This window comes from Streptomyces sp. NPDC002788, from assembly GCF_053592115.1.
The window spans coordinates 1-12978 of the sequence record NZ_JBSFVB010000017.1; the positions used below are offsets into that span (position 1 = coordinate 1).

Annotated in this window: 10 protein-coding genes and 1 pseudogene; 5 read left to right on the top strand and 6 right to left on the bottom strand. The window is 71.0% G+C overall.

Annotated elements, in window-relative coordinates; all coding sequences use genetic code 11:
* The first annotated feature begins 267 nt into the window (after positions 1-267).
* From ACWD1U_RS28055 to ACWD1U_RS28065, 3 genes are all read left to right on the top strand, one after another.
* Positions 268-981, top strand: a complete 714-nt coding sequence (locus tag ACWD1U_RS28055) for a FadR/GntR family transcriptional regulator (protein ID WP_451111635.1) — start codon at positions 268-270, stop codon at positions 979-981.
* Between the two features lie 325 nt (positions 982-1306).
* Complete coding sequence (locus ACWD1U_RS28060; protein ID WP_451111637.1) at positions 1307-3307, top strand: glycosyltransferase family 2 protein; 2001 nt, start codon at positions 1307-1309, stop codon at positions 3305-3307.
* A complete protein-coding gene (locus tag ACWD1U_RS28065) occupies positions 3304-5244 on the top strand; it encodes a galactose oxidase-like domain-containing protein (protein WP_451111639.1) in 1941 nt (646 codons plus the stop codon). Before ACWD1U_RS28060 ends, ACWD1U_RS28065 begins: the two co-directional genes overlap by 4 nt.
* A 57-nt stretch (positions 5245-5301) precedes the next feature.
* Here ACWD1U_RS28065 and ACWD1U_RS28070 read toward each other — a convergent pair whose 3' ends face one another.
* The 6 genes and pseudogenes from ACWD1U_RS28070 to ACWD1U_RS28095 all read right to left on the bottom strand — a co-directional run bounded on the left by ACWD1U_RS28070 (position 5302) and on the right by ACWD1U_RS28095 (position 11238).
* Entirely contained in the window at positions 5302-6339 is a 1038-nt protein-coding gene (locus ACWD1U_RS28070; protein ID WP_451111640.1) for a glycoside hydrolase family 6 protein, read from the bottom strand.
* Positions 6340-6423: 84 nt separating this feature from the next.
* Positions 6424-7101, bottom strand: a complete 678-nt coding sequence (locus tag ACWD1U_RS28075; RefSeq protein WP_451111642.1) for a class F sortase — start codon at positions 7099-7101, stop codon at positions 6424-6426.
* A 2-nt stretch (positions 7102-7103) separates the two neighbouring features.
* A complete protein-coding gene (locus tag ACWD1U_RS28080) occupies positions 7104-7982 on the bottom strand; it encodes a hypothetical protein (protein WP_451111643.1) in 879 nt (292 codons plus the stop codon).
* A 121-nt stretch (positions 7983-8103) separates the two neighbouring features.
* Positions 8104-8882, bottom strand: a pseudogene (locus ACWD1U_RS28085) (HAD-IIA family hydrolase).
* Between the two features lie 108 nt (positions 8883-8990).
* The gene (locus ACWD1U_RS28090; RefSeq protein WP_451111645.1) at positions 8991-9749 is read right to left on the bottom strand and encodes a hypothetical protein; all 759 of its coding nucleotides are present in this window, start codon (positions 9747-9749) and stop codon (positions 8991-8993) included.
* A 403-nt stretch (positions 9750-10152) separates the two neighbouring features.
* The gene (locus ACWD1U_RS28095) at positions 10153-11238 is read right to left on the bottom strand and encodes an ROK family transcriptional regulator (protein WP_451111879.1); all 1086 of its coding nucleotides are present in this window, start codon (positions 11236-11238) and stop codon (positions 10153-10155) included.
* Positions 11239-11334: 96 nt separating this feature from the next.
* On the opposite strand from ACWD1U_RS28095, the gene ACWD1U_RS28100 reads away from it, so the two are divergent.
* Together ACWD1U_RS28100 and ACWD1U_RS28105 are read left to right on the top strand one after the other, a co-directional pair.
* Positions 11335-12423, top strand: coding sequence for a Gfo/Idh/MocA family oxidoreductase (locus tag ACWD1U_RS28100; protein ID WP_451111646.1), 1089 nt, complete (start codon positions 11335-11337; stop codon positions 12421-12423).
* Positions 12420-12947: a heme-degrading domain-containing protein gene (locus ACWD1U_RS28105; protein ID WP_451111647.1), complete on the top strand. Its 528-nt coding sequence runs from the start codon at positions 12420-12422 to the stop codon at positions 12945-12947. The genes ACWD1U_RS28100 and ACWD1U_RS28105 overlap by 4 nt, the downstream gene beginning before the upstream one ends.
* Positions 12948-12978 lie beyond the last annotated feature (31 nt).

The window sequence follows — 12978 nt, forward strand, 5'->3', positions numbered from 1 at the left end:
TTCCCTCCCCGACGCTCTTCCGATCTGCGAACACAAGCCGCCACCGTCGTTTCTGCGCGCCTTCGCCGCGCGGCCCGTGGGGGCTCCGTACCCCCACCCCCTCTTGGCACGGCGCCCCGGGTCGGAAGCCCGGCGCGGCGCAATCGCACCGACCGGAAGCCGCTCGCGGAAGCGAGGGGCCTTCTCATATGCCCCAGGGCCCGAGGGCGCTCCTCCTCTGTGGCCGGAACCCGGCCCACCGCACGGTTGGCCGGATACCCTCTCGCCATGGCAGCGCGCGACCTCCAGGAGCGGATCAAGAAGCTCATCATCGACCGCCGGCTGGCCTCCGGGGCCCCGCTGCCGACCGAGCCCGAGCTGATGGAGTACCTCGGTGCCAGCCGGAACTCGGTGCGGGAGGCGCTGAAGGCGCTGCAGGCGATGGGCATCGTGGAGATCCGGCACGGGTTCGGGACGTACGTCGGCCCGATGTCGCTCGCACCGATGATCGAGGGCCTGGCCTTCCGCACGGTCGCCGGGCACTACCGGGGCGAGGACTCCCTGCTCCAGCTGCTCGAACTGAGAGAGGCCGTGGAAACCGGGCTCGTCTCCCGGCTCGCGGGCCGGATCCCGCGGGAAGACCTCCTTGAACTGGACGCGCTCGTCGACCGTATGGAAGAGCAGGCCGCGCACGGAGCCGGCCTCGCCGAGACCGACCGGGCCTTCCACGCCACCCTCTACCGGGGGCTGGACAACGCACTGCTGAGCGAGGTCCTGGAGGCGTTCTGGGACGCCTTCCACCGGGTCCGCACGGACCTCGGGGGCGAGCCGCAGGACCCGAAGGTGACCTGCCGGCAGCACCGGGAGATTCTGGACGCGGTGCGGTCCGGCGACTCGATGCGAGCGGAGGAGGCCATAAGGGAGCACTTCGGCAACATCCGCGCCCGCCTGTCCACGACTGCCCCACAAGGTCACCGCAAGCGCCCCAATGAACGGGTATGACCGGTAAACACCGCGTTTCGCATCTTGCGATCATGATGAACACCGTAGAACTCTGGCTTTCCGGTATTTCAAGGTGCCGCGGTTTCGCGGCAGTTGGGGGGAGTCCGAGCCGGTTGCGGGCTGGGCGGGGGCAGGGGCCCCGTTCATGAGGCGATGCCGTGGGGGGCATCATGCAACCGGAAGGTCGCTTTATCGTGTCTATAGGGTGTGGGTGACGTGGTGACTGCGACCCACCACTGATACGTCTGTGAAGGTCGAGGGGGACCCGCAGCAGACGGTAGGAAGCTACGAAACACGCGGTTGTCCGCGTGTGGGGGGATGACTCATGACGTCGAGGCCCACGGGTGCCCGGCAGGACCACGACCCGTCCCAGACCACCCAGCTCAGGGTGCCGGCACATCGGATGAGCACCACGGGGACGTTCCGGCGGATCAAGAAGACGCTGCCGCGATACGACTACGAGCACTACAGCCGGCTCGCCGGTCCCCTCACCCAGCCGGATCCCAGCAAGCCGTACAAGGTGCAGTACCGCTCGCTCATCTCGCAGGAGCCGCACCGCATCAGGGTCGCCCTGATGCTGGCCGCGGCGCCGGTGCTCTCGCTGGTGCTGCTGTTCTGGCTGCTCCAGCCCGAGCACTGGACCGAGCGCGACTACCCGGCCTTCGACTGGCTGCCCGCGCTCGACATGGTGATGCTCGTCTCGATCGGCCTGATCGAGTTCTTCCGCTGCATGAACGTGCTGTCGAACGCGCACGCCACGCTGGTGGCCCGCGACCCGATCCCGGTGGTGCCCGAGACCGGCACCAGAGTGGCCTTCCTGACCTCCTTCGTGCCCGGCAAGGAGCCGCTGGAGATGGTGACGAAGACCCTGGAGGCGGCCGTCAGGATCCGCCACCGGGGCCTGATGCACGTGTGGCTGCTCGACGAGGGCGACGACCCCGAGGTGAAGGCGGTCTGCGAGCGCCTGGGCGTGCACCACTTCTCCCGCAAGGGCGTCGCCAAGTGGAACCAGGCCAAGGGCCCCCACCGCGCCAAGACCAAGCACGGCAACTACAACGCCTGGCTCGAGGCGCACGGCGACGACTACGACTTCTTCGCCTCGGTCGACACCGACCACGTGCCGCTGCCCAACTACCTGGAGCGGATGCTCGGCTTCTTCCGCGACCCGGACGTCGGCTTCGTCATCGGCCCGCAGGTCTACGGCAACTACGACAACCCCATCACCAAGGCCGCCGAGTCGCAGCAGTTCCTCTTCCACGCGCTGATCCAGCGCGCGGGCAACCGCTACGGCTCCCCGATGTTCGTCGGCACCTCCAACGCCGTGCGCATCAAGGCGCTCAAGCAGATCGGCGGCCTGTACGACTCGATCACCGAGGACATGGCGACCGGCTTCGAGATGCACCGTCACAAGAACCCGGCGACGGGCCGGAAGTGGCGCTCGGTGTACACGCCGGACGTGCTCGCGGTCGGTGAGGGCCCGAGCGCCTGGACGGACTTCTTCACCCAGCAGATGCGCTGGTCGCGAGGGACGTACGAGACGATCATCGGGCAGTACTGGAAGGGCTGGTACTCGCTGCCGCCGAGCAAGCTCTTCAACTACACGATGATGATCATCTTCTACCCGATGTCGGCCCTGAACTGGATCCTGGCGGCGCTGAGCTGCTGTCTGTTCCTGGGTCTGGGCGCCTCGGGTGTGAACATCGACCCGGCGGTCTGGCTGATGCTCTACGGCAACGCCTCCGCCCTGCAGATCGGCCTGTACGTCTGGAACCGCCGGCACAACGTCTCGCCGCACGAGCCGGAGGGCTCCGGCGGTGTGGCCGGCATGGTGATGTCCGCGCTGTCTGCGCCGCTGTACGCCAAGGCGCTGATCGACTCCGTGCTGCGACGCAAGAGCAAGTTCGTGGTCACTCCCAAGGGCGACTCGGCGAGCCCGGACCGCTGGTTCGGCACGTTCCGCTACCACTGGTACTTCGTCGCCATCTTCGGCGCGTCGATCGCCGCCGGCTTCGTGTTCGGCCACTCCCACCCGGCCATGATCATCTGGGCGACGTTCGCGTTGCTGATCACCGCCTCGCCGGTGTTCGCCTGGCGCTGGCAGCTGCGGCAGGACGCGAAGAAGCCCGCCGGCCACGCCGCGGAACAGCCGCAGGACCCTGCGGGACCGCACGGGACGCAGCCGCTGCCCATCCCGCAGCAGCAGGCGCCGCACGCCCCGCAGCACAAGCCCAGTTGGGCCGCCGCCCCGGGCGGAAACGGGGAGGTCGGGGGATCCGACCAGACCATGCAGATCGCCCTTGGTGGACTTGGGGGACGTAAGGAATGAACGACCGTGCAGGCCGCCGCCGGGCCCGTCGACTCGCGATCGGCACGGCGGTGGTACTCGCGCTGGCCGGGATGAACGGGCCGTGGCTCTACCGCTTCAGCACCGAGAAATACCACCAGTACAAAATCGACAAGCCGGAGTACAAGGCCGCCAACGGCAAGTGGGAGATCATCGATTTCCCCGAGGAGTACCGGCAGAACACCATCCACGCGGCGCTGCTGCGCACGGGCAAGGTGCTGCTCGTCGCGGGGTCGGGCAACAACCAGGCCAACTTCGACGCGAAGAAGTTCGACACCCGGATCTGGGACCCGGTCAAGGGCACCATCAAAAAGGTCCCCACGCCCAGCGACCTGTTCTGCACCGGCCACACGCAGCTCGCCAACGGCAACCTGCTGATCGCGGGCGGCACCAAGCGGTACGAGAAGCTCGAGGGCGACGTCACCAAGGCCGGCGGCCTGATGATCGTCCACAACGAGAATCCGGACAAGCCGATCACGCTGAAGGCCGGCACCAAGTTCACCGGCAAGGAGAACGGCAAGACCTTCGTCTCGAAGGACCCGGTCCTGGTGCCGCGCGCGAAGAAGGTCTTCGACAAGGCGACCGGCGCGTTCCTGCGCAACGACCCCGGCCTCGGCCGGATCTACGTCGAGGCGCAGAAGCGGGGCCAGAAGTACGAGACGGGCACGCAGGACAACTACCGTGTGCACGGGCTGAAGGGCGATGACGCGCGTAACACGTACGGCATCGCGCAGAAGCTCGCCCTCGACAAGAAGGACTTCCAGGGCATCCGGGACGCCTTCGAGTTCGATCCCGTAGCCGAGAAGTACATCAAGGTCGACCCGATGAAGGAGGCCCGCTGGTACCCGACGCTCACCACCCTGAGCGACGGCAGGATCCTCAGCGTCTCCGGCCTCGACGACATCGGCCAGCTGGTCCCGGGCAAGAACGAGGTCTTCGACCCGAAGACCAAGAAGTGGACCTACACCGACAAGGTCCGCCAGTTCCCGACCTACCCGGCGCTGTTCCTCATGCAGAACGGCAAGATCTTCTACTCGGGGTCCAACGCGGGCTACGGGCCTGACGACGTGGGCCGTGAGCCGGGCGTGTGGGACGTGGACACCAACACGTTCTCGAAGATCCCCGGACTGAGCGACCCCGAGCTGATGGAGACGTCCGGCACGGTGCTGCTGCCGCCGGCGCAGGACGAGAAGTACATGGTGATCGGCGGCGGTGGCGTCGGCGAGTCCCCGGAGTCCAGCGAGAAGACCCGGCTCGTCGACCTGAAGGACGCGAACCCGAGCTTCGAGGACGGCCCGTCCCTGGACAAGGGCACGCGCTACCCGAACGCCTCGATCCTGCCCGACGACAGCGTGCTGATCTCCGGCGGTTCGGAGGACTACCGCGGCCGCGGCGACTCCAACATCTTCGAGGCGCGGCTCTACGACACGGAGAAGAACGAGCTCAGGCGGGTCGCCGACCCGCTGGTAGGCCGCAACTACCACTCCGGGTCGGTCCTGCTGCCCGACGGCCGCGTGATGTTCTTCGGCTCCGACTCGCTGTACGGCGACAAGGCCAACACCAAGCCGGGCAAGTTCGAGCAGCGCATCGAGATCTACACGCCGCCCTACCTCTACGGCGACGGGGGCCGGCCCTCGTTGTCCGGCGGGCCGCAGACCATCGAGCGCGGTGAGGCGGGGACGTTCACCTCGTCGGACGCGGCGAAGATCAAGAAGGTCCGGCTGATCCGGCCGAGTGCCGCCACGCACGTCACGGATGTCGACCAGCGGTCGGTCGCCCTGGACTTCAAGGCGTCCGGCGACAAGCTGACGGTGACCGTGCCGGAGAACCGGAACCTGGTCCAGGCGGGCTGGTACATGCTGTTCGTGACGGACGCCCGGGGGACGCCGAGCAAGGCGCAGTGGGTCAAGGTGCCGTAACCGGCTGATGGGGCGCTCTCCGGCAGGGAGGGCGCCCCTTTCGCTCGGGCCGGTACGTCAGCCGCTGGCCTTCGCCAGCTTCAGGGCGTAGTCCGCCCACCACTGGCCCGCCTTGGGGCCGCCCTTGCACTCGCCGTCCGACTCGCCGGGACGCTTGACCCACAGGTAGGCGTCGACGAGCGGGTCCGCCGTCTTCGTCGTCGGTGTTTCACCGAGGGCGCGGCCGGGCGGGTTGCACCAGCGTTCGTCCGGGTTGCCCTCGGTGTAGGGGCCCTTGCCGTTGCGGCTGGTGTCGATGACGAAGTGCTTGCCTCCGACCTTGGCGGAGAGCTGTTTGCCGTAGGCGATGGACTCCTCGGTGGAGTAGAAGTTGGAGACGTTGACCGAGAAGCCGTCGGCCTGTGCGATGCCCGCGCGGTTCAGCGGCTCGAAGATCTGGTCGGGGTTCTGCCAGCCGGCGTTGCCCGCGTCCAGGTACACCTTCGTGTTCTTCAGGGACTTCAGCTTCGTGACGGCGCCCTTGAGGAGGTCGTAGCGCTCCTCGTGGAACTGCTGCGGGGTGCAGCCGTCCACGAGGTGGAGCAGCGCGTCCGGTTCCAGGATGACCGTGGCGGACCGGTCGCCGATGCCCGCCGCCACGCCGTCGAGCCATTCGCGGTAGGCGTTGCCGTCGGCGGCGCCGCCCTGCGAGTACTGGCCGCAGTCGCGGTGCGGGATGTTGTAGAGGACGAGCAGGGCGGTACGGCCGGCCTTGCGGGCGGCCTCGGTGAAGCCCCGGGTCTGCTCCTGCGGATCGTCCGGGCCGACCCACTCCGCGACCGGCTGCTCCGCGATCTTGCGGATCTGCTCGGCGTCCTGCTTCTTGCCGGACTTCTCCAGCGCGGCGACCTGCCGGGCCGCCGTGCCGTCCGGGTTGACCCAGAACGGGGCGGTCGTCCTGGGTTGTTGGGTGATACCTGCGCCGACGTCGGCGCCTTCGTCCGATCGGTCTCCTCCGTCGGAGGAGGAACATCCCGTGATCAGCAGTGCCGCCCCCAGCACCACCGCGGACATCCGCCTCCCCGCGGACGCCCCGACCCCCCTGCTGCCGTACATCCAACTCCCCCTTGGGTGCACCGTTCCAAGTGTCAATCCTGACATACGCCGCGACACCCACGATGCCGAACCCAGCCGGAGCCGTCAGAGGCCGGTTCCCGTCAGGTACGCCGAGACGACCACGTTCGCCGTGTAGCTGCGGGTCGTACGGTCGAAGCTGCCGCCGCAGGTGACCAGCCGCAGCTCGGCCCGCCCCGACTCGCGCGGCCCGTACGCCTGGTGGGCGTCGAAGCGGTCGCGGGTGAGGACCTGGACGGACTCGACGGTGAACTCGGCGACCTTGGCATCGGCCCGGATCACCCGGATCGTCTGGCCCGGCCGCATGGCGCTGACCTTGTAGAAGACGGCCGGACGGGTGTCGGTGTCGACATGGCCCACCATGAGCGCGGTGCCGGGCGCCCCGGGCGCCACGCCTCCCGCGTACCAGCCGACCACACCCGGCTGGTCGTACGGCGGCGGATCGAGCGCCCCGCGCGCGTCCAGACCGCGCGCCACCACCGGTGCCTGGACACCCAGCCCGGGGATGTCGACGCGTTGCGGCAGCGCGTCCCCCAGCGGGCGGTGCGCGGGCGGCAGCTTCACGTCCGGGGGCCGTCCGGCCGCCGCCATGTCGCCCGTGGTGGGCGCTGAGATGCCGTGCCGTACATCGGTCACCTCGCGCCCCCAGAGCCACAGCCCGAGCAGCAGCACCACCCAGGCCACACCGGCCAGCAGGCGGCCGGTGCCGGATGAGCCTCCGTGCGTCTGATCCTGGTCGGACATGGTCAGCCCGTTCCCCGGCCCCTGCGGACGCCGCCCAGTGCGACGACCACCGCGGCCACGCCCGCGAGCACCAGCCCGGTCACCCCGTGTGCGGTGTTGGGACCGGCCCCGCGGTCCTCGGCGGCGACAAGGTCGGCCGCACCGCCGCCGCCCGCCTGGACGGGGGCGACGGGTGAGGCCGGCGCGCCGGGCGACGGCTCCTCGGTGGCGGGAGCGGACGGCTGCCCGCCCTTCCCGGGCACGGGCGGCCGGCCGACGGTGCCGGGTGCGGGCGGCTGCCCATCGGTCCCGGTCACGGAGGACTCGTCTCCGCCCCCGGTCGCGGAGACCCCCTCGCCGACGCCGGTCACGGAGAACTCCCCACCGGCCCCGGTCACGGAGGACTCGTCTCCGGCCCCGGTCACGGAGGACTCGTCTCCGGCCCCGGTCACGGAGGCACCCTCACCGACGCCGGTCACGGAGGACGTTTCTCCGGTGCCGCTCCTGGACGGCTCCCCCTCGGCTCCGGACGCGGACGAACCGCTCCCGGACGGAAGATCCCGCCCAGGGCCGCCCCGGACGGTGAACGTGCCGGTCCGTTCGCCGCTGCCGCAGGTGACCTGCACGGCGTACGTCCCCGGTTCGAGCGTGGAGCGGACGCGGCTGTCACCGGCGAGCTCGCGGCCGTCGATGACGGTGAGCCGGGCGTCGGCGACGAACGCCTTCGAGGCGGCGACGGCCGTCCGCTCGGCGCAGTCGGTCAGGCGGAGCGTGACGTCACTGCCGGGCGCGGGGGTCGCCGGAGTCACCGTGACACCCCCTCCGTCCGCCGCGTGTGCCACCGGGGTGAGGGCGACCACGGCGAGAACGCTCGTACAGACAGTGACTCTCAGGGAACCCATCGTGAACCTCCAGACGACTGGAGCCTCCCCCGCACGGTGGGCCGCCGCATCCTCAGGGACGCGGTGGCTGCTCCATGCGGGTGACGAGGGGTTTGAGCCCGGTGTGCGGTGCCTCCCGGGGTCAGATCCGGTCGACCAGGTCCGCGATCGAGTCCACGACCTGCGACGGCCGGTACGGGAAGCCGTCGACCTGGTCGGGCCGGGTCAGGCCGGTGAGCACCAGGAACGTCTGCATCCCGGCCTCCATGCCGGCCAGCACGTCGGTGTCCATGCGGTCGCCGATCATGGCGCTGCTCTCGGAGTGCGCCCCGATGGCGTTCAGGCCGGTCCGCATCATCAGCGGATTCGGCTTGCCCGCGAAGTACGGCTTCTTGCCGGTCGCCTGGGTGATCAGCGCGGCCACCGCACCGGTCGCGGGCAGCGGGCCCTCGGTGGACGGGCCGGTCTCGTCGGGGTTGGTGCAGATGAAACGGGCGCCGCCGAGGATGAGCCGGACCGCCTTCGTCATGGCCTCGAAGGAGTACGTGCGGGTCTCTCCGAGGACGACGTAGTCCGGCTCGTGGTCGGTGAGGATGTATCCGATGTCGTGCAGCGCGGTGGTCAGGCCGGCCTCGCCGATGACGTACGCCGAGCCGCCCGGCCGCTGGTCGTCCAGGAACTGGGCGGTGGCCAGGGCCGAGGTCCAGATGCTCTCGATCGGCACCTCCAGGCCCATGCGCGCAGCCGGGCGTGCAGGTCGCGGGGGGTGTACATCGAGTTGTTGGTGAGGACCAGGAAGGGCCTCCCCGACTCGCGGAGCTTCTTCAGGAAGGCGTCGGCGCCGGGGATCGGTACGCCCTCGTGGATGAGTACACCGTCCATGTCGGTGAGCCACGACTCGATGGGCTTGCGTTCTGCCATGTGCGGGATCTCCTGCCGTACGCGGTCCAGCGTGCGTCCCAGCCTAAACAGTGGCGGGATCTTGCGGAACGGCTCCCGTACGGCGTCCCGACAGGCGGGACGACGGGTTCAGCGGCGCCGGCGCACGAGGAGCAGCGTGCCGCCCGCGGTGACCAGCAGGGCCGCCGCTGCCGCCGCGACCCGGCCGCCGGCCCCGGTGCGGGCCAGTTCCTCGGCGAACGGGAACCGGTCCTCCCGGGGCGGGACGGTCGCCTCGGAGTCGGGCGGAGGGTCGTCCGTCCGGGTGTCGCCGCCCGTCTCTCCGTCGTCGATGCCGAACCGGTAGTCGTTCGACTGCCCGACCCAGTCGCCGTCGTCGTCGTGGCGTTGCACGACCGCCGCGTTGACGGTGACGTCGTTCGGCACGGCGTCCGAGGTGACCGCGAGCCGTACCTTCACGGTGACGGTCTTCCCCGGCCCGACGGTGAACCCGCCGAAGCGGCCCTCCTCGTCGGTGAACGCCCCGACGAGCTCGTCCTCCCCGGTCTTCTCGAACCGCACGGGATGGGCCCGCGGTCCGTCGAAGAACTCCAGCCGGGGCTGGGACGGCTCCAGGACCCGCTTGTCGTCCATGATCACGACGACGGGGTGGATGTCGCCGCAGGTCCGGTCGGTCGTGTTGGTCAGGTCGACGTACCAGGTCCCGAACCCGCCCCCGGCCGTGTAGGAGTCCGGGCCGCCGTGGATGCGGGTGGTGAGCGGGAAGGTGTGGTCGTCGGGCGCGGCACAGGCGGGCGCCGGGTCGTCCGCGTACGCCGGGTGAGCACCAGGGATCAGGACGGCGGCTGCCGTCGCCAGGCAGAGGTGAACGGGCGTGCAGAGTCGCATGATGATGTGACATTGCCGGGCGGCGAGGCCGGCACGTCGACGTCGCCGGGAAGTACCTCGAACGGCGGTGCGGATCCGCCCGGTCGGCGGACAGGCGCGGTGGCCTCCGACACTCCAGGACCTTCGCGTGCGTGCCCCGGGAGGCCGCGCCCGAGGCGCCGGACGCCAACTCCAAGTGGCCCAGCCGGTCAGGAGGGCACCGGCGGCGGTGAGGGCGGAGTGGGCGACGAGCGGCCGGCGCAGGGCCCGCCACCCGCTGGGCCGCCTCCGGCCTCTCCTCGGCCACGGCGGTATCCGCCGACCCGAACGCGGGCGACCGGGCCGGCCTGGTCCAGAGCGCGATCGACCGGCAGGTCGACGGCATCGCCGTCGAATCGGGCCGCGCACCGGCCCGGCCACCCCCTCAGCCACCCCCACGCCCGAACACCGGCCCCAGCACCAGCTGAGCCGCCCCGACCGCCACGACTCGCCCATCCCCCGGGGCGACCCGCACGGGCACCGTGTCCTGACCGGTCCGCCGGGCCCAGGCCCCCAGCACCGCACCGACGCCCCGCACGAACACCTCGGGCGCCGCCGTCACCGTGCGGCCGCCCAGCAGGACCACGTCGATGTCGAGCAGGCCGACGAGGTTCGCCGCCCCGGCGCCCAGCACCCGGGCCGCTTCCGTCAGGTCGCCGCGCGCCACCGCGCCGAGGCACAGTGCCTCGACGCAGCCGCGGTTGCCGCAGGTGCAGGGCGGGCCGTCCAACTGGATCACCTGGTGGCCGAACTCCCCGGCCCCGGTCCGGGCGCCCCGGTGCACGCCGCCTGCGATCACCAGCCCGGCGCCCAGGCCCGTCCCGAGGTGCAGGTAGGCGAAGGAGCCGCCCTCTCCCCGGGCGGCGAGGCCGAGCGCCGCCGCGTTGGTGTCCTTGTCGACCACCACCGGCACTCCGAGCCGCTCGGTCAGCGCCTCCCGCAGCGGGAAGCCGCCCCACTCGGGGAATCCGGTCACACGGTGCAGCACGCCCCGGGCGTGATCGAGCGGCCCGGGCAGCGCCACGCCCGCCCCGAGCAGGGCACTGCCGAGTCCGGCCATCGACTCGCCTGTCGTTCCCGTCACCGCCGCCAGTACGGCCTCGGTTCCCGCCCCCAGGTCCAGCGCGGCGCGCCGCTCCCGTACCACGCTGCCCCGGAGGTCCACGAGCACGGCCCGCACCTCGTCCCGGTCCAGATGGACGCCAACCGCGTGCCCGGCCTCGGGCACCAGCCGCAGCACCGTGCGCGGCTTGCCCCCGGTCGAGGCCCGTCGCCCCGCCTCCGCCGCGAGCCCGTCCTCCCGCAGCCGGCCCGTGATCTTGCTGACGGCCTGCGGGGTGAGCCCGGTCCGCTCGGCGAGTTCGAGCCGGCTGATGCCCTCGGCCCCGGCCGTGCGCAGCAGGTCGAGCACCAGCGCGGCGTTGTGACTGCGCAGCGCGAGCAGATTCACCCCGCTGCCGGTGCCCCGCATGCCGCCCACTCCGCCCGTCCGGTCGTCCGCCCTGTCCACGTCACCCATTGTCCCCGGCGCTTGCACTTTGGCAACAGCGTTGCGAAAGTGGGTGGCATGACTGGCACACCCCTCGGCACAGCCCCCGGCTCGCTCCGCGTCGGCCTCGTCGGCTACGGCCTCGCCGGCTCCGTCTTCCACGCCCCGCTGATCGCCGCCACCGAGGGCCTCGTCCTCGACGCGGTGGTCACCTCGAACCCGGAACGGCGGCAGCAGGCCCGCGCCGAGTTCCCGGACGTGCGCCTCGCCGCGACCCCGGACGAGCTGTTCGGCCGGGCCACCGAGCTGGACCTGATCGTCGTGGCGTCGCCGAACAAGACGCACGTGCCGCTCGCGAGGAAGGCCCTGGAGGCGGGACTGCCGGTCGTGGTCGACAAACCCGTCGCGGGCACCGCGGCCGAGGCCCGCGAGCTCGCCGCCCTGGCCGAAGAGCGCGAACTGCTCCTCTCCGTCTTCCAGAACCGCCGCTGGGACAACGACTTCCTCACCCTGCGCAAGCTGCTGAACGAGGGCGAGTTGGGCGACGTCTGGCGCTTCGAGTCCCGGTTCGAGCGCTGGCGCCCGAAGCCGAAGGGCGGCTGGCGGGAGTCCGGCGACCCCGCAGAGATCGGAGGTCTGCTCTACGACCTCGGCAGCCACGTCGTCGACCAGGCCCTGGTCCTGTTCGGCCCGGCGGCCGCCGTCTACGCGGAGACGGACATCCGCCGCCCGGGCGCGGAGACGGACGACGACACGTTCATCGCGATCACGCACACCAACGGCGTCCGCTCCCACCTCCACGTCTCCGCGACGACCGCCCAACTGGGCCCGCGCTTCCGCGTCCTGGGCTCCACCGCCGGCTACGTCAAGTACGGCCTGGACCCCCAGGAGGCCGCCCTCCGGGACGGTCTGCGCCCCGGCGCCGACTGGGGCGTGGAGCCCGAGTCGCTGTGGGGCCGCGTGGGCTCCGGCGAGTCCCCGGTGACGGGCGGCGGCCGCCCCGAACCGACCCTGCCGGGCGACTACCCCGCTTACTATGCGGCCGTGGCGAAGGCCCTGCTGGAGGGCGCTCCCAACCCGGTGACCGCGCGGGAGGCGGCCGCCGCCCTGGACGTACTGGAGGCCGCCCGTCGTTCGGCCCGCGAGAAGGTGACGGTGACCCTGTGACTCACAAGAGCAACCCTTCGCACAGCCCGGAACTCACCCCGAAGTTCCACCCGGAGCTCACCCCGAGCCTGGAGGAGTTGGAGAGGGAGGAACGCCGCCTGGTGTTCCGCCGGTTCTCCCATGACGACGCCTGGGCGCTCGGCTCGCTCCTGGTCGAGATGGCCCGGGAGCGGCAGGCACCGGTCGCCATCGACATCCACCGCGCCGGCCAGCAGCTCTTCCACGCGGCGCTGCCCGGCTCCACCCCGGACAACGACGCCTGGATCGCCCGCAAGCGCCGGGTGGTGGAGCGCTACGGCTCCGCGTCCTACCTGATCGGCGCCCGCTTCCGCGCCAAGGGCACGACGTTCGAGGAGTCCTCACGCCTCGACCCCGACACGTACGCGGCCCACGGCGGCTCCTTCCCGATCACCGTCGAGGGCGTGGGCGTGATCGGCGCGGTGACGGTGTCCGGTCTGCCGCAGCTCCACGACCACCGGTTCGTGGTGGAGGCGCTGGAGCGGTTCCTGGACAACGGCCGGTAACCGGCCGGAATGAGTGAGGGGTCCCCCCGGT

Excerpts from the sequence above, each read along its gene's own strand:
- ACWD1U_RS28055 (WP_451111635.1), top strand. The coding sequence starts at position 268 with ATGGCAGCGCGCGACCTCCAGGAGCGGATCAAGAAGCTCATCATCGAC.
- ACWD1U_RS28060 (WP_451111637.1), top strand. The coding sequence starts at position 1,307 with ATGACGTCGAGGCCCACGGGTGCCCGGCAGGACCACGACCCGTCCCAG.
- ACWD1U_RS28065 (WP_451111639.1), top strand. The coding sequence starts at position 3,304 with ATGAACGACCGTGCAGGCCGCCGCCGGGCCCGTCGACTCGCGATCGGC.
- ACWD1U_RS28070 (WP_451111640.1), bottom strand. The coding sequence starts at position 6,339 with ATGTACGGCAGCAGGGGGGTCGGGGCGTCCGCGGGGAGGCGGATGTCC.
- ACWD1U_RS28075 (WP_451111642.1), bottom strand. The coding sequence starts at position 7,101 with ATGTCCGACCAGGATCAGACGCACGGAGGCTCATCCGGCACCGGCCGC.
- ACWD1U_RS28080 (WP_451111643.1), bottom strand. The coding sequence starts at position 7,982 with ATGGGTTCCCTGAGAGTCACTGTCTGTACGAGCGTTCTCGCCGTGGTC.
- ACWD1U_RS28090 (WP_451111645.1), bottom strand. The coding sequence starts at position 9,749 with ATGCGACTCTGCACGCCCGTTCACCTCTGCCTGGCGACGGCAGCCGCC.
- ACWD1U_RS28095 (WP_451111879.1), bottom strand. The coding sequence starts at position 11,238 with ATGCGGGGCACCGGCAGCGGGGTGAATCTGCTCGCGCTGCGCAGTCAC.
- ACWD1U_RS28100 (WP_451111646.1), top strand. The coding sequence starts at position 11,335 with ATGACTGGCACACCCCTCGGCACAGCCCCCGGCTCGCTCCGCGTCGGC.